The organism is Paraburkholderia sp. GAS348, from assembly GCF_050434205.1.
Classification (GTDB): domain Bacteria; phylum Pseudomonadota; class Gammaproteobacteria; order Burkholderiales; family Burkholderiaceae; genus Paraburkholderia.
On the sequence record NZ_JBNPVT010000007.1, the window covers coordinates 16008 to 37693 of the forward strand.

At 60.1% G+C, this 21686-nt stretch carries 20 protein-coding genes and 1 pseudogene; 9 read left to right on the top strand and 12 right to left on the bottom strand.

All coding sequences use genetic code 11. The annotated features are described in order from the left end of the window. Positions 1–48 precede the first annotated feature (48 nt). Positions 49–558 (bottom strand): Lrp/AsnC family transcriptional regulator, encoded by a 510-nt coding sequence (locus P3T22_RS14235; RefSeq protein WP_429325286.1) that lies wholly within the window; start codon positions 556–558, stop codon positions 49–51. Positions 559–688: 130 nt separating this feature from the next. On the opposite strand from P3T22_RS14235, the gene kynB reads away from it, so the two are divergent. The 4 genes from kynB (at position 689) to P3T22_RS14255 (ending at position 4490) form a co-directional block, all read left to right on the top strand. Continuing rightward, the gene (kynB, locus tag P3T22_RS14240; protein WP_429325287.1) at positions 689–1327 is read left to right on the top strand and encodes an arylformamidase; all 639 of its coding nucleotides are present in this window, start codon (positions 689–691) and stop codon (positions 1325–1327) included. Positions 1328–1395: 68 nt separating this feature from the next. Beyond that, positions 1396–2646, top strand: a complete 1251-nt coding sequence (kynU, locus tag P3T22_RS14245; RefSeq protein ID WP_429325288.1) for a kynureninase — start codon at positions 1396–1398, stop codon at positions 2644–2646. Between the two features lie 10 nt (positions 2647–2656). Further along, on the top strand, positions 2657–3613 hold the full coding sequence (kynA, locus tag P3T22_RS14250) for a tryptophan 2,3-dioxygenase (protein ID WP_063497199.1): 957 nt from the start codon (positions 2657–2659) through the stop codon (positions 3611–3613). A gap of 397 nt (positions 3614–4010) precedes the next feature. Next, positions 4011–4490: a hypothetical protein gene (locus P3T22_RS14255; RefSeq protein ID WP_063497200.1), complete on the top strand. Its 480-nt coding sequence runs from the start codon at positions 4011–4013 to the stop codon at positions 4488–4490. A 122-nt stretch (positions 4491–4612) separates the two neighbouring features. Here P3T22_RS14255 and P3T22_RS14260 read toward each other — a convergent pair whose 3' ends face one another. The 5 genes from P3T22_RS14260 to P3T22_RS14280 form a co-directional block, all read right to left on the bottom strand. After that, positions 4613–4867: a hypothetical protein gene (locus P3T22_RS14260; protein WP_063497201.1), complete on the bottom strand. Its 255-nt coding sequence runs from the start codon at positions 4865–4867 to the stop codon at positions 4613–4615. A gap of 104 nt (positions 4868–4971) precedes the next feature. Next, positions 4972–5226 (bottom strand): hypothetical protein, encoded by a 255-nt coding sequence (locus P3T22_RS14265; RefSeq protein ID WP_148662192.1) that lies wholly within the window; start codon positions 5224–5226, stop codon positions 4972–4974. Between the two features lie 770 nt (positions 5227–5996). Next, positions 5997–6245, bottom strand: coding sequence for a hypothetical protein (locus tag P3T22_RS14270; RefSeq protein ID WP_063497204.1), 249 nt, complete (start codon positions 6243–6245; stop codon positions 5997–5999). 347 nt (positions 6246–6592) lie between these two features. Next, positions 6593–6838, bottom strand: coding sequence for a hypothetical protein (locus P3T22_RS14275; protein ID WP_429325289.1), 246 nt, complete (start codon positions 6836–6838; stop codon positions 6593–6595). A 9-nt stretch (positions 6839–6847) separates the two neighbouring features. Further along, complete coding sequence (locus P3T22_RS14280) at positions 6848–9004, bottom strand: DUF6531 domain-containing protein (protein ID WP_429325290.1); 2157 nt, start codon at positions 9002–9004, stop codon at positions 6848–6850. A gap of 473 nt (positions 9005–9477) precedes the next feature. Here P3T22_RS14280 and P3T22_RS14285 point away from each other — a divergent pair. After that, positions 9478–9589: pseudogene (locus tag P3T22_RS14285) on the top strand (IS481 family transposase); the annotation flags it as partial. Positions 9590–9708: 119 nt separating this feature from the next. Here P3T22_RS14285 and P3T22_RS14290 read toward each other — a convergent pair. Beyond that, positions 9709–10413, bottom strand: a complete 705-nt coding sequence (locus P3T22_RS14290; RefSeq protein WP_429325291.1) for a lytic polysaccharide monooxygenase — start codon at positions 10411–10413, stop codon at positions 9709–9711. A 572-nt stretch (positions 10414–10985) separates the two neighbouring features. On the opposite strand from P3T22_RS14290, the gene P3T22_RS14295 reads away from it, so the two are divergent. From P3T22_RS14295 to P3T22_RS14310, 4 genes are all read left to right on the top strand, one after another. Next, positions 10986–11651 (top strand): response regulator, encoded by a 666-nt coding sequence (locus P3T22_RS14295; RefSeq protein WP_429325292.1) that lies wholly within the window; start codon positions 10986–10988, stop codon positions 11649–11651. A gap of 322 nt (positions 11652–11973) precedes the next feature. Then, a complete protein-coding gene (gene dalD / locus P3T22_RS14300; protein ID WP_429325293.1) occupies positions 11974–13386 on the top strand; it encodes a D-arabinitol 4-dehydrogenase in 1413 nt (470 codons plus the stop codon). Between the two features lie 196 nt (positions 13387–13582). Next, the gene (xylB, locus tag P3T22_RS14305) at positions 13583–15064 is read left to right on the top strand and encodes a xylulokinase (protein WP_063497208.1); all 1482 of its coding nucleotides are present in this window, start codon (positions 13583–13585) and stop codon (positions 15062–15064) included. A 78-nt stretch (positions 15065–15142) separates the two neighbouring features. After that, entirely contained in the window at positions 15143–16090 is a 948-nt protein-coding gene (locus tag P3T22_RS14310) for a sugar-binding transcriptional regulator (protein WP_063497209.1), read from the top strand. Positions 16091–16244: 154 nt separating this feature from the next. Here the strand turns inward: P3T22_RS14310 and P3T22_RS14315 are convergent, their stop codons facing one another. From P3T22_RS14315 to P3T22_RS14335, 5 genes are all read right to left on the bottom strand, one after another. Beyond that, positions 16245–17354, bottom strand: a complete 1110-nt coding sequence (locus P3T22_RS14315) for an ABC transporter ATP-binding protein (protein ID WP_063497210.1) — start codon at positions 17352–17354, stop codon at positions 16245–16247. Between the two features lie 184 nt (positions 17355–17538). Next, entirely contained in the window at positions 17539–18240 is a 702-nt protein-coding gene (locus P3T22_RS14320) for an HAD family hydrolase (RefSeq protein WP_063497211.1), read from the bottom strand. Continuing rightward, a complete protein-coding gene (locus P3T22_RS14325; RefSeq protein WP_172161794.1) occupies positions 18237–19070 on the bottom strand; it encodes a carbohydrate ABC transporter permease in 834 nt (277 codons plus the stop codon). Before P3T22_RS14325 ends, P3T22_RS14320 begins: the two co-directional genes overlap by 4 nt. Before the next feature lie 38 nt (positions 19071–19108). Continuing rightward, positions 19109–20044: a carbohydrate ABC transporter permease gene (locus P3T22_RS14330; protein WP_063497213.1), complete on the bottom strand. Its 936-nt coding sequence runs from the start codon at positions 20042–20044 to the stop codon at positions 19109–19111. Between the two features lie 221 nt (positions 20045–20265). Continuing rightward, complete coding sequence (locus tag P3T22_RS14335; RefSeq protein ID WP_063497214.1) at positions 20266–21588, bottom strand: ABC transporter substrate-binding protein; 1323 nt, start codon at positions 21586–21588, stop codon at positions 20266–20268. Between the last annotated feature and the right edge of the window lie 98 nt (positions 21589–21686).

Sequence of the window (21686 nt, forward strand, 5' to 3'; positions counted from 1 at the left end):
CGGCCGCAAGCGGGTTCAAGCCGACGCAAGCTGCCCCGCCGCCCGCACTCAGCTATGCGGCGTGCTGTGGCCGCTGGCTTTCTTCACTAGCCACACCGGTACGCCCGAATCTTCCTTCAGCGTCTGCAGCACGATATTCGAGCGAATATCCATCACGCCCGGCGCCTTATAGAGGCGTTGCAGCACGAAATCCGAATAGTGTTTGAGATTGTGGGCGAGCACCCGCAGCAGATAGTGGGTTTCGCCGGTCACGACAAACGCGCCGACCACTTCCGGCCAATCCCGCACCGCCTCCGCAAAACGCTCGTGCCAGTTCTCCTGGTCGTTGCGCATCGACACCTGCACGAACGCTTCCAGTTCGAAACCCAGCACTTCGCGGTTCAGACACGCGCGGTAATGTTCGATGACGCCCTGCTCTTCCAGCAGGCGCAGGCGTCGTAAACAGGCCGATGGCGAAAGCGAAATGCGCTCCGCCAAATCGAGATTGCTGATCCTTCCTTCTTGCTGAAGCACCGTCAAGATACGGCAATCGGTGGCGTCGAGCGAGATCGCGTTCATATTCGGTCTCCCTTTCCCATTTGACTCAAATTATGTTCCAAGACACGGCTCCGAAGGAGATTTTTTCGCAATCACATTTCGCGTCAAGCCACCTATCATTCCTGGATAGAGACAATTTGCCGATGGAGACATGGAAACACTCTGGGACATCACCCCCGCTGTCGATACCACGACGCCGGTCTGGCCTGGCGACACGCCGGTCGGAATCGAACGCGTGTGGCGCATGGAAGCGGGCTCGCCCGTCAACGTCGCGCGGTTGACGCTGTCGCCGCACACCGGCGCTCACACCGATGCCCCGCTTCACTACGACGCCGAAGGCGCGGCGATCGGCCAGGTCGCGCTCGATGCGTACCTGGGACGCTGCCGCGTGATTCATTGCATCGGTGCCTCGCCTGTTGTGACGCCACAACACCTGACCGGCTCGCTCGACGACCTGCCACCGCGAGTCTTACTACGTACTTACAGGAACGCGCCGACGGCGGTCTGGGACAGCGCGTTCTGCGCCGTTGCGCCGAAGACGATCGATCTGCTCGCTGCTCGCGGCGTCCAGCTGATTGGCATCGATACGCCCTCGCTCGATCCGCAGGAATCGAAGACGATGGACGCGCACCACCGGATTCGCGCGCACCGCATGGCGATCCTCGAAGGCATCGTGCTGGACGCCGTCGCACCCGGCGACTACGAATTGATCGCGCTGCCGCTCAAGCTGACCACGCTCGATGCGAGCCCCGTGCGCGCGGTGTTGCGGGCGCTACCCGGATCGCACTGATCACCGACGCTCTGCAAAACTGAATCACCGCATTCACCGAACTCCTTGATCTCACTCACTGGACCATCATGAACCACCGTGACGAAGCACTGGCGCTTGATGGCGCCGACCCACTCGCGCCGCTGCGCGACCAGTTCGCGCTTTCGCCGGGCACCATCTATCTCGACGGCAACTCCCTCGGTGTGCCGCCAGCCGCCGCCGCACAACGGGCGCAGACCGTGATCGGCGCCGAATGGGGCGAAGGCCTGATCCGCAGCTGGAACACCGCCGGATGGTTCGAATTGCCGCGCCGCCTCGGCAACAAGCTTGCGCCGCTGATCGGTGCGGCCGACAACGAAGTAGTCGTCACGGATACGATCTCGATCAACCTGTTCAAGCTTTTGTCGGCTGCCGTGCGGTTGGCGAATGCGCGCGATCCGAAGCGACGCGTGATCGTCTCCGAGCGCTCGAATTTCCCGACCGATCTGTACATCGCGCAGGGGCTGATCGAACAGCTCGACCGCGGTTATGAATTGCGCCTCGTCGACGATCCGTCCGAGCTGCCCGCCGCGATCGGCGACGACACCGCAATCGCGATGATCACGCACGTGAACTACCGCACCGGCTACATGCACGACATGGCCGCGCTGACCCAACTCATCCACGACAAGGGCGCGCTCGCGCTGTGGGACCTCGCGCACTCGGCGGGCGCGGTGCCGGTCGACCTGAATGGCGTTGGCGCCGACTGCGCAGTGGGGTGCACGTACAAGTATCTGAATGGCGGCCCGGGTTCGCCGGCGTTCGTATGGGTGCCGAAGCGGCATCAAAACGATTTCGCGCAGCCGCTGTCCGGCTGGTGGGGTCATCGCGCGCCGTTCAAAATGGACCCGGCCTATCAACCCGATGACGGTATTGGCCGCTTCTTGTGCGGCACGCAGCCAATGGTGTCGATGTCGCTGGTCGAATGCGGTCTCGATGTGTTCCTGCAGACGGACATGCAGACGATCCGCGCGAAGTCGCTCGCGCTGACCGATCTGTTCATCAAACTGGTCGAAGCGCGTTGCAGCGAGTTTCCTTTGCAGCTCGTGACGCCGCGTGAACATGCGCAGCGAGGTTCGCATGCGAGCTTCGAGCATCCGCACGGCTACGAAGTAATGCAGGCATTGATCGCGCGTGGCGTGATCGGCGACTATCGCGAGCCTCATGTGTTGCGGTTCGGCTTTACGCCGCTGTACACGCGCTTTGTCGATGTATGGGATGCGGTGGAGACGCTGCGCGATGTGCTTGTGCAAAAGACCTGGCGAGCCCCTGAATTTGCCGCCCGCGGCGCAGTGACCTGAGGAGCGCGCGATGACCGATCACATGCAAACGCCGGGATTGCCGGAAGAAAAACCGGCGCAAGGATGTCCGTTTGGGCATGGCAGTGTGGCTGCCCAACCCGCGGCCCCTGCTTCCGCGGCTCCCTCGGCTTTGGCGTCCGATTCCGGCGATGGCTGGCATGACGCGCAGCTCGATTTTTCGGAGTCGATGAGTTACGGCGACTATCTGTCGCTGGGGACGGTGCTGGATGCACAGCATCCGTTGTCGCCGGATCACAACGAGATGCTGTTCATCATTCAGCATCAGACGAGCGAGTTGTGGATGAAGCTCGCGCTGTATGAGTTGCGCGCGGCGTTGAAGGCGGTGCATCGCGATGAGTTGCCGCCGGCGTTCAAGATGCTCGCTCGCGTGTCGCGGATCATGGAGCAACTCGTGCAGGCATGGAGTGTTCTCGCGACGATGACGCCGTCCGAGTACACGGCAATGCGGCCTTATCTGGGTAGCTCCTCCGGGTTCCAGTCCTATCAGTATCGGCAGATCGAGTTTTTGCTCGGCAATAAGAACGAGCAGATGCTGAAGCCGCATGCGCATCGGGCGGATGTGTATGCAGAGGTGAAGGCTTCGCTAGAATCGCCGTCTTTCTATGACGAAGTCGTGCGCTTGCTGTCGCGGCGAGGGTTTGCGATTTCACCTTCCAGGCTGGAGCGGGATTGGTCGCAGCCGACCACGCATGATGCTTCCGTCGAAGCAGCCTGGCTGGAGGTCTATCGGAATCCTTCGCAGCATTGGGAGCTGTACGAGATGGCGGAAGAGCTTGTCGATCTCGAGGATGCATTTCGACAGTGGCGGTTCAGGCATGTAACGACAGTCGAGCGGATTATTGGATTCAAGCAAGGCACCGGCGGCACGAGTGGTGCGCCTTATTTGCGGAAGATGCTGGATGTGGTTTTGTTTCCTGAGCTTTGGCATGTGCGGACGATGCTTTAAGCGGCTCTTTGCCTTTTACTCTGGGAGAGGCATTGACTTCGTTCGCGCGCTGCATGGTGACTTGAAGACGCATCGGCTCAAATGTAAAGATTGGTTATAATTCGCGCGTTTAGCTTGTGTGGTTGCCCGTCTTAAAAAACGGTTGGGTTAGATTTCTATTTGCCGCTGGATAAAGCGGCCGGGTGTGAGAGCCCGAAGCGTAAAACCGCACTACCTGCGAAAGTGGGTAGTGCACAACCATGCACGTCTGTTTCTATGGGCGGGCTGTGGTGAGGGAGCCGCGAGGCTCGCCGGTTTTGGTTTTACGCCCGGTCTCTCAAACTCGCTACGTGCCCGCTCACCCCAGCTGTTAGTCGGCGAGTATCGGGTAATTCAGGAATCCACCGGAAATCTCACCATGAGCAAACCCGCTAAAGAGAATCAAACTGCAACACGCCCGCCTGTTGATGCGCTCCAGTACGAAAAACTTGCACTGTCGGCGTTTGGAGCATGCGACCGGCAAATCCGGCAGCTTGAAACACTAATTAATCTCGCGGCGAGCATCGCCCGAAGCCCGGCTACGACGGTTGAGGAAAGACGCCGTGAGCGCAACCTGCTGGAACACCTGCTCTATACCGTCGAGCAATACCAGCAGGAAGCTGAATGCGACCGCGATCTGTACCAGGTGATCGCGCTCGACGCGAAGGGGGTTCCCCACAGTCGCATCACGGCCAAACTTGCGGCGCAACTTCTTTCAGATGCTGCGCAGGCAGGACGAGAAGCAGCCGAAACCGAAGCTGAAGCTGCGCCGGACAAAGCTGTGACGCGCAAGCAGGAGCGTGTGAGGACTGCTGCGTGTGCGCGCGCAGATGCGAAGCAGGCGGCAATGAAGCACTAGGGTGAAGTAGCGGCCACCACGCCGCTGTAAAGAAAAAGGCGCGGTAGCGAACTAGCCTCTAAGTCGGAAACATGTCCATGCATTCGAGGTGCAGTTTGCTGCTCGCGCTTTTTTGTTATCTGTTATCGATTACCTTTCTTCTTTGACGGAGGGTTCATGTCCAAGCCTTCCGGAGCCAGACAAGGGTGTTCCAACCACAGTTCCCGAAGTACATACGCAAATAGGTACCCCATAGCCTTACCGGTTCCAGCACGGAAGGCTTTGAATTCATCATCGGAACAGCGTTGTTGAACCAGCGCGATAGATTCGTCCATCAGACGCGTTGCCGCCAGAAGACGGTCGCTGACCTCTGCGGCCACATCATTGTCACCAATCACCACATTCTCCCTTAAGAGTCGTTGTCCACTTTGCACGTTTCAAACCTGCGCCCACCTAGGCTAAAACAATAGAAAGGCGCGATTGCTTGCGCCTTGTGTGCGTCTTATCGCTTAGCTTTCTTCGTCGGCGGGGGGCTCATATCCAGCCCCTCCAGCGCGAGTTCGGGACGCGCTTGCCACAGCGGCCTTAGGAGAAAACCATATAGATGCCCTGCAGCATTCGCGGCTCCAGCACGAAATGCTTGAATTTCTCGCTTGGAGCCCCGCTCCTCAGCAAGTCTCAGGGCATTAACAATCGAGTAATGTGCTGACAGCAATTTCTCGTTGACCTCTGTCGCAAGTTTCTTTTCCTCAATCAAGATGTTGTTCCTTAGCATCCTTGTCTGCCATGTTCGCATTCTTGCATGTGAAGAATGCAACTCAATAGTCGGCATTTGGCGATAGATCGCTCATGAATTGCGGCACAGCGCTTCGTTATCGATTAGCCGCACGCGCACTTGAGTAAGCTCGGATCAAAACGGCCGTTTTCCGAAATAGTTGGACAGGTACCCTCGCACGTTTCGATTGGCCGCTCTGATCGAGCATCAGGTAGGGAACGGCACCTGTTGCTGGTGTCTTCTTTATTGCTACCGCCTAGCCTTTTTCTTCCGCCTGGTCATTTCGAGACCAGCGGGAGCAAGATCTGGATATGCTCTCCACAGGGGTTCAAGCAGCAGGTACAGACCGCCCGCGACTCTGCCGGCCTCAGAGCGAAAGCACTCAAATTCCTTCCTTGAGCACTTTTCTTGAATTATTTTTGTCGCTTTTTCGACAGACAAATACGCGTCTAATAACTGCTCGCATACTTCCGAAGTCACGTCCTTGTCTATTTCCTTATCCACTTTCCTATCCTTAGCAGGATTGATCGACCTTTCACTTGTTTTTTCACCTATCACGCACTTCTCGATGGTGCTTCGTGGCTGGCTGGCCATAACTACAGTTGACGAAACCAGCTTTCGACTCACCGTTGTTCACTTCTCGCCCTGTTCCGCACTCCCGTCCCCCTCGCAGTCTCCATCGAATTGATGCTGCCTCTGAATCGACGGAACAGGAAAGAAGCGCCCCTGATTACTAGCGCTTTTCCAATATCTTACGACCCTTCCTTCGATGGCAAGGTGGCTTGATCAGGTTTCGGAGGTGCGAGGTCTGGGTATGCTTTCCATAACGGTCCAAGAAGCAGGTACAAGCTTCCTGCCACCTTTCCCGCTTCAGCGCGAAATGCTACAAATTCCTCATCAGAGCATTGCTCTTGAACTAACCGGATCGCGTTCTCCACCGAGCAAAACGCGGCAAATAGTTGCTTGCTAACCTCCGACGCCACAGCCTTGTCTTTGTCCACAGATACTCTCCTTAACAGTCTTGATCAGCTTTACACTGATCTAGGCAATTGAAATAGTTCAAGCCATTGTTTCAGATTGGAGTGGGGAGTTTTTGATCAGTACATTTAATTTGATATCTTTCATGTACTTCTCAGCATCGCCTGGTTATGGACTTACCAATAGTCGCGCACTTGCTCCGCACACAGGCGAGAAGGCAAGCACGATGCAGGCGGCAACGGTGCCGGCAATTGCCTCGACAATAGCGAACATGACGAACGCCGCTAGCATTTTCATTTTATTGGCCAAAATAATGTCTGCTCTAATTTGCGCTAAAGAAGGCGCGAATTACTCGCGCCTTCTTTATGTGTTACCGCTTGCCCTTTCTCTTCTTAGGTGGATTTACGATAACCCCTGCGGGCGCCAAGTCCGGATAGTCCTCCCAGAGAGGCAGCAAGAGCAGACTTATGCCACCCGCCACTCTTCCGGCTTCAGTGCGAAAGAACTCAAATTCCTCCACCGAGCAGCGCTCCTGAACGAGCCTGATTGAATCCTCAACCGACCGAAAGGCATCGCGCAGTAGTCTGTCAAGTTCCGTGGCAATTTCTTTATTCATTGTGTTTCCTTAGCAGCCGTTATCAGCCAAGCACATGGTGAAACATTTGTGGAAGTTTCGCCCGTCGTTTGTCGCTGGGGTCGGCAGCGTCTGCATCGTGCATTTGTCGATACACCTTTCACGCACCTCTCGACAACGTTTCGTCGCGGGTCTGCCATAACGGCACTTAACGAAACCCGCATCGGCGTCGCCGGTGTTCTGGAACAGTTGAGCGTATAGGATCGCGCGTTTCGACTGGCCATTCTGCTCGGGTATAAGAATAGGAAACGGCACCTGCTCCTGCGCCGCTATTTGCAATTCGGGCACGTCACCCCGAACAGGCTGACCTGTCTGGGTGATGGTAAGTCCGCGATAAAAGAGCTTCCATGCCAGCTTGGCCTTCGTGAAAACATAACACTCCGCGCATACCGGTGTGATTGTCGCTGGGGCGTCCGCCTTTAGATATCTACGCGAGCCAGAGAGATTGGCGGGGGGGCCGACCGGATCAGCACCGATCTCGTAGTTGCTAATCCACTGGTCTATCTCATCGCCAGTGATCGGTTGTGCCGTCCCGCCATTCCTGGCTACCGTGCCCGTCCGACCCGCCACACGACCATCAGGGGTATAGGTGTAGTCCACAGCCAGGAAGCGCTTCAGACCCGCCGTCAGTGCAGTCGCATCTTCGTTGTAGGTGAACCGGCTGACGCGTCCACGTTTGTCATACGTGAAGCGTGCTTCACGATAGTTCCCGGTAGCTCTCGTTACACGGTTCGACGCGTCGCGATCGACTGCACCAAGTAGCCACCGTGAGATCAATTCCTGAGCGGTCTGCAGGTTCCCAGTTTCGTCTGGGAAATACACCCAATCTTCGGTTTTGACACCATTCACATAGACGGTTGCCTGCGCCAAGCGGTTATTGGCATCGTAGCGCGCGCCGACAGTCAACTTGTTGCCTGTGCTAGCAGCGTCGAAGCCGCTAGCGCCTGTTGTGTCAGACGTGTCGAATTCGCTGTATCCAGTGACGTTGCCACCTGCGTCATACACGAACGCACGCATCTTGCCGGGGGTTGCAACAAGTGACGGATGCAGGCTCGTCGCATCGGCATAGCGCACTGACGTTATCACCGTGCCACTAGGGCTAGTCACCGCAGCGCGAACCGGTCGGCCCGCAGCGTCGTACGAATATGCCGCGCTTCCGTCCGGTGCGGTTTTTTGCAGCAAATTCCCGCTCGTGTCCAACGTCCGACTCTCGACGCCATCAGCAGTACTGCCACCGGTCATGCGTAACATGCCCGCGACTGACGCAAAGTTAACCGTGCCCGAACCGTCCGCCCAGGACATGGTCGTTGAACCGTTGCCGTAGGCGAATCGGACGTTCTGCGTCGTATCCGGATGCGTTGCCGAGGTAGCACGTCCTCTCGCATCATAGGTCCACGTCGCAATCCGTGAGCCGGATTCGTCAATCACACCCGTTAGTGCGTTCTTGAAGCGCGAGTCGTCGTAGACGTAACGCCGCACGTAACCATCGGGCCATGTGACCGACACGAGGTTGCTGCTCCCGTCATAACCGTATTGCGTAAGACCGCCGCTTGGGTCTGTCATGCGGTAAATACGGCCTGACGTGTCGTACTCAAGCTTGATCGACAATAACTCATACTTCGGAACCGCACCTGCCGCGCGCTGGTTGATGGCCGTGAGCCGCCCCGCGCCGTCATAGGTGAGCGTTCGGGTGAAACCGGTATGCGGTGTTTCGGACAGCAGGACGCCCTGTGCTGAATACGACTCAACGGTGTCTGTCGTTAGGTCTGTCAAAGCCCATCCAGAGCCATTCTGGGCGAGAGCGAGACCACTGAAGCTGGATGTTTTCCACTGTCCGTTGGTAAACAGGAAAGTGAGCGGTTGGCCGTTTGCACGATAGGCAATGACTTTGGGTGAACTACCGCTGGTCCCGGCCACGTTGAGTTGTCGCTGCCAGTTACTCATCCATACCGGTCCCATGGCGGTCGCCGATTTGAGAAACGGTGAGGATAAGTAGCTTCGAGTGAATGTCAGCGGCACTCCATCGCCGCTACGGAAGTCGTTTTCGGAGAGCGTCACCTTGCCGTTGGCCGGATAGACCGGATCGGCAACCGGACAAGATTCGTCAGGGTCCGTCGGCGTGGCGCACCACTCGTCAATCGCTGCCATGTCGTTTCTACATCCGAAACTACCCATACCGCTTGGGGTATTGCTTGCGACGTCCAGTCGGCAGCTCGCTGTACCCGGCGTCGCACCTGACTTCGAATAAAGCGTCCAGCAGTCGTCTGCACGCGCGGTTGAAGCCATTAGTAGCAAAGCACCCGCGTCCACTAGACGGGCTAACTTGTCTCCAAGCCCGCAAGATGGGATTTTTATTCTCATACATCTCCCTTCCGCAATACGTCGTTAGAAATGCGTAGTAATTCGACGTTGCATCAAAGAGGGCTGAAGCCAGAATAGGAACACTCTGAAAATGCCGGTTGCGCGACAAATCTTCACAAATGGGCTGAAATCAGGAGCATCAATACAGGAGTGGCGCTAAGCGGGCGCCCCAACAACGCCCGCATGGGGACCATTCAAGGAAGGTGACAAGCACCAAAATGACTGCCTAAGATGGCGGCAACGTGCCGTGCGCGACATCGCCTCTTGACAGTCCGAACCGCAAGGTATCTGAGGCTGGCAATGCGACGATCTTGCGCCTACGTAACGAGAACAAAGGGGGCGCGCAGAATCCAGAATGAACTGCGACTCCACTGTGCGGCGATATTGATCAAAACCAGCCGGAAAATCCAGGCCCCATTTTCATCCCGCGTACAAGCTCGCTTGATGGAATGGGGGCTCAAGTTGAGAACATTGCCTCGCGTACGCGAGAATTAAAACGGTCTCATCACGGGGCTACCCTTCGCCGAAGTGAAATAGGTATCGACGACCTGGTAGAAGCCCATCTGCGAATCGGCAACTTCCCATACGGCGAGAATTACCTGATAGCCGCTGCGATCCGGCAACTGACATTGATGAATCGTCGGCTGAGGGGGCTGAAGGTTGGCCTGCCAATAGGGTTGTCCGTTGTTCTGGTACATGCAGAACGGCTTTTCTTCGAACTGCGCTCGCGTGAGAGGTTTGGCGGGATTCCAGTCGGAACGCGTGATGAAGTAGTTCCAGCGCCGCGTCGCGTGCAACGCTGCATAGTCCCACCTGAAGGTCTGCAGCGAATTGGCCCGCATCGGAATCTTGGTCCATCGGTCTGCAGACTGTTCATTCAGCACCGGAACGTTCCCATTGACGCTCGAGCCGGCGATCTCGCCATCCTTCGGCGGCAGTGCGTTCCGAACGTCCTGGGGCGCGAAAGAATCCGGCAGGCCCGCCTGCGTAGCGGGAAAGAATTTGCCATTCTCCATGGCGTTTGCCTGCCACGCTTCGACATTGCAATTTGAATTCTTTTTCGCCGCACACAACACGATACGGGAGGCAGGTTCGGTCAGACGCCCATGAGCGTGAACGAGGGTGGCGCCGAATAGCGCAACTAGCGCGAAAGCCAGATGGCGTTTGGTGAATGAGCGATGCGTGCTTTTGTACATTATTGATTCTCCATAACATCCCTCGCCTATCACGCAATGCGATCTGCGAAGCGCGGCAAGGAAAAGCGTTGGACTACTATCGAACAGGATCTGCAACGAAGCCCCTGCGCAAAGGTGAACGAACCAGTGATCCTTCTGAAGATCCGACGGTGATGCGAGGTCCGACATGGGTGCGCCAATCGCAAAGTGCTAAATTGTTCGCCCTTCTGCCGACCTCAAGGTCAAAGCTAACGCAGCCGGCAAAATGTGCGTCTGAGAAACATCTCAAAATTTGGCGCCGGCATCGGCGGCACGATCTGACTCACACCTCGCAGACGGTCAACTGCGCATGCAAGCGAAACTCGCTGCTGTGGCCCATGTGCAGCTTTGTAGCGGCCTCGATGGCCCGCATCACACGTGACCGCTCGTCACGTCCCCGCCTCGAGCGCGAAAAACATGACCGTCGATGCCGCGACCGCGATGGGATTCGACGAATGGTCGCACGCGACATTCGGAGGCAGCCGTTCGCGAATACCGACCGCAAAATGAACAAGGGAGCAACGAAACGGATTTAAGTGGGGAATGATGTGCAGTTGGACAAGCTACGAATTGTGCTAGCCGATGATCATCCGTTATTCGTACTCGGCGTCAAAGGGCTGATTGCCCAGCGGCGCATTGGCGCCGCGATTCAGGTGGCATCGGATTCTGATGCCTTGATCGATATGCTTGGCACGATACCGTGCGATCTGTTGGTGACCGAGTATGTGATGCCGGGTCTGAGGTACGGAGACGGGATGCGTTTGCTCGGTTATGTGCGCCGGACTTTTCCCGAATTGCGGGTGATCGTGCTGACGACGGTCCACAACATCGGCGTGCGCGGTTCGATCTGGCGAACTGGGGTAGCGGGACTGGTGAGCAAGGCGGACCTGACGGAAGCGCTCCCTATTGCGATTCAAGCGGTCGCGGGTGGTCGCCGCTACCTGTCGCCGATGATGCGGGCGAGTCTGATCGCAGGCGACACGACGGCAGACGGATCGGCCGTGCGACTGTCACCACGCGAATCTGAGGTGTTGAGATTATTTGCATCGGGATTGTCGGCGGCGGAAGTAGCCGATCGCCTGCAGCGCAGCCGAAAGACGATCAGCCGCCACAAGCGCTCGGGCATGGCGCGCCTCGGCATTACGACGGACAGCGCGTTGTTTCAGTACATGAGCGCATACGACGCCAGTCAGACAGCGAGGCGGCGCGGTCTGACCTGATACCGCCGGCACGACCGCAAGGTCCGTTCTGCTTACCCGATCGCGAAACTCGCTCTCGACCGACAGCAAGTCCTGACGCGGTGAAAGTCAAATTTGATGCAACGCAATACGCACTGCGCGACACGTCCCATAACGTACTGACACCTCGCGACTCGCCCCCGCAAGTCCCGCCACGCCGCGCTGCGCCACGAAAAGCCGCTTACGTCGCCTTGACATTCGTTTCGCCCGGTACGATCATTCGCTCACAGACAGAGCAAATGCTCCACCCAAAGAAAAAACGCACGCTCCGAGCCGTGCGAACGAAGACATTCAGGAGACGCACATGAACAGCGGGCAAGGCAGCGGCGCGGCCGCACACGTGATCCTGCACATCGGCGCGGGATCGTTTCATCGCGCGCATCAGGCGTGGTATCTGCATCGGTTGAACGAGGCGAAGGTGGCGGGCGAGCCGCATTGGTCGCTGACGGTGTGCAATATCCGCGGCGACATGAACGCGGTGCTCGAAGCGCTCGCCGCGCAAAACGGCGTCTACACGCTCGAGACCGTGACGCCACAGGGCCAGCGCGCGTACGAGACGATTCGCTCGATCGAGCGCGTGGTGCCATGGACCGAGAGTCTCGATGCGCTGATTGCGGCAGGCGCCGATCCGGCCTGCAAGATCATTGCGTTCACCGTCACCGAAGGCGGCTATTACCTCGACGAGCAGGACGCGCTCGACACGGCCAACGCCGATCTCGCGGCTGACCTGAAAGGCGGCCACACCACCATTTACGGCGCGCTCGCGGCAATTCTCGACGCACGCATGAAGCGCGGCGCCGGCCCGGTCACGCTGCAGACCTGCGATAACCTGCGCAGCAACGGCGAGCGCTTTCATGCGGGCATGAGCGAGTTTCTCGAACGGCGCGGCGCGATCGAACTGGCGCAATGGTTCGACGACCACACCGCGTGCCCGAGTTCGATGGTCGATCGCATCACGCCGCGCCCGACGCCCGACGTGCGCGAACGCGTCAAAGCCGCCACCGGCGTCGACGATGCCTGCCCGGTGATGGGCGAATCCTTCATCCAATGGGTGATCGAAGACCGCTTCATCGCCGGACGCCCCGCGTGGGAAAAGGTCGGCGCGGAACTGGTCGACTCGGTACTGCCGTACGAGGAAGCGAAGATCCGCATTCTCAACGCGACGCATAGTTGCATTGCGTGGGCGGGTACGCTGGTCGGACTGAACTTCATCCACGAAGGCACGCTCGACCCGGACATCAACCAATTCGCCTTCGACTACGTGACCGAAGACGTGATTCCGTGCCTCACGCCGAGCCCGCTCGATCTCGAACGCTATCGCGACGTGGTGCTCGAACGCTTCGGCAATCCCTACATCCAGGACACCAACCAGCGCGTTGCGGCCGACGGCTTTTCGAAGCTGCCCGGCTTTATCGCGCCGACGCTCGCCGAATGCTTCGAGCGTGGCGTCACACCTGCGGCGACGGCGATGTTGTCGGCGCTGTTCTTCCGCTTCCTCGAACGCTGGAACGCCGGCAAGCTGCCGTATGCGTATCAGGATGGCGTGATGGACGAGCGCGTCGCCCGCGGTTTCTTTAGCGCGCCCGATCCGCTAAAGGCGTTCGCCGCTGACCGGCTGCTATGGGGCAGCATGGCGCAGACACCGGAATTGGAATCGGCGTTGGCAGGCGCGTTGGCGCGTGTCGACGTGTGGCTGGCCAAACGCGGCGCGGCTTGACCCGCGTGCCGGCAACCGGCGTCGTCCCAGTGTGACTCATGTGCGCCGGCAGCAACGGACATCGCACCACTCGGTGCCGCTCAGCGCCGCTCAGCGCGCGGCATCGAACCACACCGATGCCAGGCGTAATTCGCATAGCAGCGGGCGCCATGTGCGGCTAAAGTAGCGCATCCCTAACGACGAAGGTTTCGCGCCCATGTATCTCGGCATCGACCTCGGCACGTCCGAAGTGAAAGTCCTGCTGCTCGCCTCCAATGGACGCGTGATCGGCACCGCAGGCTCACCCTTTACCGTCTCGCGTCAGCATCAGCGCTGGGCCGAACAGAATCCCGAAGACTGGTGGGCTGGCACGCGCACGGCGTTGGCCGCTTTACGCGCCAAACATCCCGACGAGTTCGCGCAGATTCGCGGCATCGGTCTCTCCGGGCAGATGCACGGGGCCGTGCTGCTGGATGCGCAGGACCGCGTTTTACGGCCCGCGATCCTGTGGAACGACATGCGCAGCGACAAGGAGTGCGCAGAGTTCACCGAGCGAGCGCCGGAGTTGCACACCGTAGCCGGCAATCTCGCGATGCCCGGTTTCACCGCGCCGAAGCTGCTATGGGTTGCGCGCCACGAACCGGACATCTTCGCGCAGACCGCCTGTGTGCTGCTGCCGAAGGACTACCTGCGCCTGCAACTGACTGGCGGCAAGGTGTCCGATCCATCGGACGCAGCGGGCACGTTGTGGCTCGACGTCGCCAAACGCGACTGGTCCGATTCGCTGCTCGCCGCCTGCAACATGACGCGCGCGCAGATGCCAAGCCTATGCGAAGGCAGCGCGCCGTCCGGCACCCTGCTGCCCAACGTGGCGCGCGAGTTCGGTTTGAGCGACGGCGTGATCGTCGCGGCCGGCGGCGGCGACAACGCCACGAGTGCAATCGGCATCGGCGCGACGCAACCGGGCGACGGCTTCGTCTCGCTCGGCACCTCGGGGGTGTTGTGCGTGGTCGGCGACAGTTTCCGGCCGAACCCCGCTTCCGCGGTGCACGCGTTCTGTCATGCGATTCCGGATCGCTGGCATCAGATGAGCGTGGTGCTGTCGGCGGCAAGTTGTTTGCGCTGGGTCTGCAAGCTCACCTCAACCGACGAGCCGACCCTGCTCGCCGAAATCGAGGCGCTGCCCGCGGAGGCGTTGACGACCGCACCGCTCTTTCTGCCCTATCTGTCCGGTGAACGCACACCGCACAACGACCCGTACGCGCAAGGCGTGTTCTTCGGCATGAATCACGCCACCGATCGCGCGTTGCTCGGCTACGCGGTGCTCGAAGGCGTGACGCTCGCGCTCGCCGACGGCCTCGACGCGTTGCGCGCGGCCGGCACCGAAGCGAAGGCGCTGTCCCTGCTCGGCGGCGGCGCGCGCAGCGACTACTGGGCACAACTGCTCGCCGATGCGCTCGACACCGCCACCCGCAAGCACGGCGGCGGCGAAACCGGCGCGGCGCTCGGCGCGGCCCGCCTCGGCTGGTTAGCCGCCGGCGGCGACCCGGCCAAGGTGCTGACCAAACCGCCGATCGAAAAGGAATTCACGCCGAACCCGCGACGGCACGCCGAACTGCGCAACCGGCTCGAGGCGTATCGCGCGCTCTACCGCCACGTGCGGCCGCTGTTCGACCCTGCGCGGCAACCGCTCGCCTAACCGGCAAACCACAGCCGGCTCCCGTTGAGAGGCGAGGACCGGCTCCTATCATCGGCGCACTTCAAGCGAACCGTCACCGTGCCCAAGTCCACAGAAAAATTAGATCTTGCTACCCGCGCCGCGTGGCTGTACTACGTCGCAGGCAACACCCAGAACGAGATCGCCGAGAAACTGCAGGTGTCACGCCCGGTGGCGCAGCGGCTGGTCGCCTTCGCTGTCGAGAAGAATCTGATTCGCGTGCGCGTCGATCACAAACTGGCCGATTGTCTTGCGCTCGCCGATCAACTCTCGAAGCGCTACGGCCTGAGCATGTGCGAAGTCGTACCGATCGACAGCGATACCTCGGAGGAAGTCGACCGCAAGCTCGCGGTGGCCGGCGCGCAGGTCATGGAGCGCTATCTCAGCGAAGAAAAGCCGATGGTGGTCGCCGTGAGCAGCGGCCGTACGCTAAAGGCCGCGGTCGATCAGATCGCGCAGCTGGAGCGTCCGCAGCACCGGCTGGTATCGATGGTCGGGGCGATCGCCTCGGACGGCTCCTCGAACCGCTACGACGTCGCGCTGCATATTTCGGAGAAGACCGGCGGCAAGCATTTTCTGCTGCCCGCGCCGTTGCTCGCCGATAGCGAGGCCGAACGCGCGCAGTGGTGCAATCACCGGCTCTACCGGATCGTCGAATCGCTGTCGGCCAAGGCGGATGTCGCGTTCGTCGGCATCGGCAATATCGGGCCGCAATGCCCGTTGCACGAAGACGGCTTTATCACGTCCGCAGAAGTGAAGGAGTTGATGCAGAACGGTGCGGTGGCCGAAATGCTCGGCCTGCCCATCGATGCGGCCGGTGTACACGTCGAATCGCCGACCGGCCGGCGCGTTACCAGCATCGCGCTCGACTCGCCGCCGCGGCGCCCCACCATCGGGTTTGCCGGCGGCGAGCGCAAGCGCGAGGCGCTGATCGCGGTGCTCAAAGGCGGCTGGCTCTCGGGACTGGTGACCGACGAGCTGTGTGCGCGAGCGGCGCTCGAAGCCTGAGCGCTGCGAACCAATACGGCCCGCCCGCCAGGACGCGTGTGACGCATTGCCCACACGGCCTCGCTCGAACCCCGTGAGCGGCGCTTGCCACAGCGGCTTATCCCCAGCGTGATAAAAGGAAAGCGGCGCACCCGCCGCTTTCCCATTCACTGACTCACGCAGCCAGCACTTCGACGATCTTCCGCTGGAAGGCTTTCCCTTCGCTGTCGAACAAATGGCAATGCTCAGGGGTGGCGCCGACCCTTTGCGTGTCGCCCTTGCTGTGGCGTTCGAGCGGCGGAATCCGCGCGATCAGGCCATCCGGCGCGACACTCGATTCCGCGTACAGATACGCCGCATCGCCGAGCGATTCGACCGCCATGGTTTTTGCCGATACGCCGTCCTCGGCCATTCCGAAGTGCAGATGCTCCGGACGAATGCCGACGGTGACCTTGTCGCCCTGCTTCACCGTGCCCGGCTCCACCGCGACACGCTGTGTCTCGCCGGTTTCGTAGCGCACCGTGACGCCGTCGTGCGTCACCGACTGCACAACGCCTTCCATGAAGTTCATTTTCGGCGAGCCGATGAAGCCGGCGACGAAGCGATTGGCCGGTGCGTGATACAGCATGGTCGGGCTGCCGACCTGCTCCACATTGCCCGCCGACAGCACGACGATCTTGTCGGCCAGCGTCATGGCTTCGACCTGGTCGTGCGTCACGTAGATCATCGTGGTCTTCAGTTCGTCGTGCAGACGCGCGAATTCGAGGCGCATCTTCACGCGCAGCGCGGCGTCGAGATTCGACAACGGTTCGTCGAACAGGAACACTTTCGGCTTGCGCGTAATCGCGCGGCCGATTGCAACACGCTGGCGCTGACCACCCGAAAGCTGCTTCGGCTTGCGATCGAGCAGATGATCGATGTGCAGAATCTTTGCCGCGTTGCGCACGGCGGCGTCGATTTCCGGCTTCTTGGTGCCGGCGAGTTTCAGGCCGAACGCCATGTTGTCGTATAGCGTCATGTGCGGATATAGCGCGTACGACTGGAACACCATCGCGATGCCGCGCTTGGCGGGCGGCACGTCGTTCACGCGCGTGCCGTCGATGGTCAGATCGCCGCCGCTGATGTCTTCGAGGCCGGCGATCATCCGCATCAGCGTCGATTTACCGCAACCGCTCGGGCCCACGAACACGACGAATTCGCCGTCCAGAATGTCGAGGTTGATGTCGCGCATCACTTCGTTGTCGTCGTAGGCTTTTCTGATGTTGCGCAGAGTTACGCTTGCCATGATGTGTCTCCGTGTATTGCTGTGTGTTGCTAACGGTGCTTCGGTTGCGTCGGTTGCTTACGTCGCTTACGTCGCTTATGTTGCTTGCGTTGCTTCCATTTCCTCAGCAGCTGCGTTAATTCGATTCTCTATGAGCGGCTCAGATCCTGTTGATTCGCCGCTCGTGTGCTTCGACCGGCCGCGCTTACGGCGCCGCTGCCGTCGCGCTCAACGTCCATTGCGCGACCAGTTCCGGTAACTGCAGCATGTCGTCGAACACGTGACGCGCGCCCGCGGCATGCAGTGCGTCGATCTGCGCGTCACTCGCATGACCGCCGCCGATAAAGCCCAGCACCGTCATGCCCGCCGCGGTCGCCGCCGTCACGCCCGTCACGCTGTCTTCCACCACGAGGCAGGCGGATGGCGCGAGGCCGAGACCTCGCGCGGCCGCAAGATAGACGTCAGGTGCGGGCTTCGGATTCGGCACCGCATCAGCGCAAAAGAGCCGATTGCCGAAGAACCTCACGAGGCCCGTGCGCGCCAGCACGCTCTCCACATACGGCCGGAAACTGTTGCTCGCACATCCTTTGGTCAGCGGCACCTGCGCGAGCGCGGCCTCGATTCCAACGACTACCGGTGCCTGCAGCGCCGCCGCTTCCACCGCTCCGCGGATCGCCTCGATATCGTCGGCGCTGAGGTTCTTGCCAAGTTGCACCGCCGTGCCTTGCAGTACCTTTTCGATGCGCAAGCCGAGCAGCGGCAGCACCACGGGTTCGACATCGGCATCGGGCCAGCGCGCTTCGAGTTCGTGCACCAGCATGCGCACCGCCACGGCTTCGCTGTCGATCAGCACGCCGTCGCAATCGCAGATCAGCGCGAACTGACTTCCATTCGTGCCTGCCGTCATTTGACCGCCCCGAACGTAAGGCCGCGCACCAGTTGCTTCTGCGACAGCCAGCCGACGATCAGGATCGGTGCGACCGCGAGCAGCGACGCTGCGGAGAGCTTCGCCCAGAACAAGCCTTCAGGACTCGAATATGACGCGATGAACACGGTCAGCGGCGCGGCGTGCGAACTCGACAGGTTGATGCTCCAGAATGCTTCGTTCCACGACAGGATCACCAGCAGCAGCGCAGTGGAGGCGAGTCCCGGCAGCGACATCGGCATCAGCAGGTAGACGATTTCCTGCCACGTGGCCGCGCCGTCAATCCGTCCTGCTTCGAGAATGTCGCGTGGAATTTCAGCGAAGTACGTGAACGACATCCACACCGCAATCGGCAGATTGATCAGCGTGTAGACGATCACCAGACCGGACACCGTATCGAGCAGGCCGCTGTTTTTCCACAGCAGATAGATCGGCACCAGCACGCCGACCGACGGCATCATCTTGGTCGACAGCATCCACAGCAGCACTTTCTGCGTGCGGCGCGTCGGAAAGAAGGCCATCGCGTATGCGGCCGGCACGGCGAGAATCAGGCACAGCACCGTGACGCCCGCCGAGATCAGGATTGAATTCCAAGCGAACGAGAAGTAGTTGCTGCGCGCGAACACCTCGCGGAAGCTATCGAGCGTCGGGATAAAAAACAGCGACGACGAATACGCCTGCTGCTCCGTCTTGAACGCGGTGATTGTCATCCAGAAGATCGGGAAGAACAGCAGCAGCGCGACCAGCCAGGCGATCACGCCGGGAATGCCGCGGCGAATCGCGTCGAACGGCGACTTGGCCGGCACGCTCATTGGCGTCGTGGTGGACGCCGGTGTAGAGGCAACGTGGCTCATTTTTCGTACTCCCCTTTCAGGTTCTTCGCGAGCATCCGCACAAGGAAGAACGACACGATGTTAGCCAGCACGACAGCCAGAATGCCGCCCGCCGAAGCGAGACCGACGTCGAACTGTTGCAGGCCCAGCGAATAGATCAGGTACGACAGATTGGTGGTCGCGGTGCCCGGACCGCCGCCCGTGGTCGTATAGATTTCGGCGAAGATCGACAGCAGGAAAATCGTCTCCATCATCACCACCACAGCGATCGCCCGTTTCAGGTGAGGCAGCGTGATGTAGAAGAACATCGAAAACGGACCCGCGCCGTCGATGCGCGCCGCTTCCTTCTGCTCCTGATCGAGCGACTGGATCGCGGTGAACAGAATCAGGAACGCGAACGGCAGCCACTGCCAGGCGACGATCATGATCACCGCCGTCAGCGGATAGTCGGCAAACCAGTCGATCGGCTGCATGCCGATCGCGCGCATGCCCTGCGCGATCAGGCCATACACCGGATGCAGGATCATGTTCTTCCAGATCAGCGCACTGACGGTCGGCATCACGAAGAACGGCGCGATCGCCAAGAGCCGCGCGACACCCTGGCCGTAGAACTTACGGTCGAACAGGATCGCCATCAGCACGCCGCCGACCACCGTGATCACCAGCACCGAGATGATCAGTTCGAGCGTGTGCCCGATCGACGGTCCGAACGACGGATCGGTGGCCAGATATTTGTAGTTGTCGAATCCTGCGAAGCCTTTGAGATCCGGATTCAGCAGGTTGTAGCGGGAGAACGAAAACCAGATCGTCATCGCCAGCGGAATGGCCATCCACAGTACGAGTACCGCGACCGAGGGCGACACCAGCCAGCGGGCGGAATTAGCTTTGCGGACTTCGCGTTCTTTTTCTGTCTGGGGATGGGCATGCATGAGAGGTAGGCGCAGAGGACGCATGATTGACCACCTGTTCGGTAATGCGCGGGCTGTCCGGCGAAGACACTGCCTTGGCCGCATCACTCGCCGCGACGCTCGCGATGTCGCGGCGCTTGAGTGGCAAATGAGTGGCAAGTAAGTGGCGAGGACGGCCCGCTGTGCTGCGTGGGCCGGCTGACGGGTGTCAGCCGGCGCGTTTCACGTTACGTTGCAGTGCTTGCAGTGCGGCTTACCACTGCGGCTTATTTCTGATAACCGGCCTGTTGCACGGCGCGGTTTGCCGTTGCCTGCCCGGCTGCCAGCGCCTGATCGATCGTCATCTGACCGGCAACCGCGCCGGAGATGCTCTGACCGACCACCGTGCCGAACGACTGGAATTCAGGGATGCCGACGAACTGCACACCGGTGTACGGCACCGGCTTCAACGTCGGGTGATCCGGATCCGCCGTTTCGATTGCCTTCAGCACGAAGTCGCCGAACGGTGCAGCCTGCTTGTATTCAGGGCGCGCGTAGGTCGAATGACGCGTTCCCGGCGGCACCGAGGCCCAGCCTTCATCCTTCGCGGCCAGTTCGATGTACTGCTTCGAGGTGGCCCACGCGATGAACTTCTTCGCCGCGTCAGGCTGCTTCGACGACTTCGGAATGGCCAGCGCCCACGCCCACAGCCAATGCGAGCCCTTCGGCGTGACTTCGATCGGCGCCGCCGCAAAACCCACCTTGTCGGCTATCTGCGACTGCTGCTTGTTGTAGAGCATGCCGGCGGCCACCGTGGCGTCGATCCACATCGCGCACTTGCCCGAGGACATCAGCGTGAGGTTTTCGTTGAAGCCGTTCGAGCTCGCCCCCGGAGGGCCGTCTTTCTTCAACAGATCGACGTAGAAGGTGATGGCCTTCTTCCATTCCGGCGAGGTCAGTTGCGCTTGCCACTTGTCGTCGAACCAGCGGCCGCCGAAGGTGTTCACCACCGTCGTCGCGTACGCCATGTTTTCGCCCCAGCCGGCTTTGCCGCGCAGGCAGATGCCATACATGCCGTTGGCCTTGTCCGTGAGCTTGTCGGCGAATTGCGCGATCTGGTCGTAGGTCGGTTGATCGGGCATCTTCAGGCCCTTGGCCGCGAACAGATCCTTGCGGTAATACGTCATCGAGCTTTCGACGTAGAACGGCAGCGCGTACAACTGACCGCCGCTCGAGAGGCCGTCGCGGGCCGTCTTCACAACGTCGTTCAGATCGTAATCAGCGGGCAGGCCGGTGAGCGGCGTGAGCCAGCCGCGCTTGCCCCATTGCGGCGTTTCGTACGCGCCGATCGTCATCACGTCGAACTGGCCGCTGCCGGTCGTGATATCGGTGGTGGCGCGCTGACGCAGCACGTTTTCTTCGAGAATCACCCAGTTGAGCTTGATATCCGGATTCGCCTGCTCGAAGGCGGGCGAGAGCTTCTTCAGCTCGATCATGTCCGGATTGTTCAACGTGGCGATGGTCACCGTGGCCGCCTGAGCGCTCAACGCAAAGCATGCCAGAGCGCCGGCACTGACCGCCTTCAGCGCGGATTGAGTAGCTGGTTTCATGTGCTGTCTCCTTTCTCGTACGTTATGTAGTGTTGCGTTTGTTCTACGAAAATGACAAAGGGTGAGGCGGATTGGTAAAGCGAGTTCGGCTTATCCAC

What these genes read in the sequence shown, in the direction of transcription:
- dalD (WP_429325293.1), top strand. Translation starts at nt 11,974, where the DNA reads ATGAACAGCGGGCAAGGCAGCGGCGCGGCCGCACACGTGATCCTGCAC.
- P3T22_RS14320 (WP_063497211.1), bottom strand. Translation starts at nt 18,240, where the DNA reads ATGACGGCAGGCACGAATGGAAGTCAGTTCGCGCTGATCTGCGATTGC.
- P3T22_RS14335 (WP_063497214.1), bottom strand. Translation starts at nt 21,588, where the DNA reads ATGAAACCAGCTACTCAATCCGCGCTGAAGGCGGTCAGTGCCGGCGCT.
- P3T22_RS14235 (WP_429325286.1), bottom strand. Translation starts at nt 558, where the DNA reads ATGAACGCGATCTCGCTCGACGCCACCGATTGCCGTATCTTGACGGTG.
- P3T22_RS14290 (WP_429325291.1), bottom strand. Translation starts at nt 10,413, where the DNA reads ATGTACAAAAGCACGCATCGCTCATTCACCAAACGCCATCTGGCTTTC.
- P3T22_RS14280 (WP_429325290.1), bottom strand. Translation starts at nt 9,004, where the DNA reads ATGGCAGCGATTGACGAGTGGTGCGCCACGCCGACGGACCCTGACGAA.
- kynA (WP_063497199.1), top strand. Translation starts at nt 2,657, where the DNA reads ATGACCGATCACATGCAAACGCCGGGATTGCCGGAAGAAAAACCGGCG.
- kynU (WP_429325288.1), top strand. Translation starts at nt 1,396, where the DNA reads ATGAACCACCGTGACGAAGCACTGGCGCTTGATGGCGCCGACCCACTC.
- P3T22_RS14330 (WP_063497213.1), bottom strand. Translation starts at nt 20,044, where the DNA reads ATGCGTCCTCTGCGCCTACCTCTCATGCATGCCCATCCCCAGACAGAA.
- P3T22_RS14275 (WP_429325289.1), bottom strand. Translation starts at nt 6,838, where the DNA reads ATGAATAAAGAAATTGCCACGGAACTTGACAGACTACTGCGCGATGCC.
- P3T22_RS14325 (WP_172161794.1), bottom strand. Translation starts at nt 19,070, where the DNA reads ATGAGCGTGCCGGCCAAGTCGCCGTTCGACGCGATTCGCCGCGGCATT.
- xylB (WP_063497208.1), top strand. Translation starts at nt 13,583, where the DNA reads ATGTATCTCGGCATCGACCTCGGCACGTCCGAAGTGAAAGTCCTGCTG.
- kynB (WP_429325287.1), top strand. Translation starts at nt 689, where the DNA reads ATGGAAACACTCTGGGACATCACCCCCGCTGTCGATACCACGACGCCG.
- P3T22_RS14315 (WP_063497210.1), bottom strand. Translation starts at nt 17,354, where the DNA reads ATGGCAAGCGTAACTCTGCGCAACATCAGAAAAGCCTACGACGACAAC.
- P3T22_RS14255 (WP_063497200.1), top strand. Translation starts at nt 4,011, where the DNA reads ATGAGCAAACCCGCTAAAGAGAATCAAACTGCAACACGCCCGCCTGTT.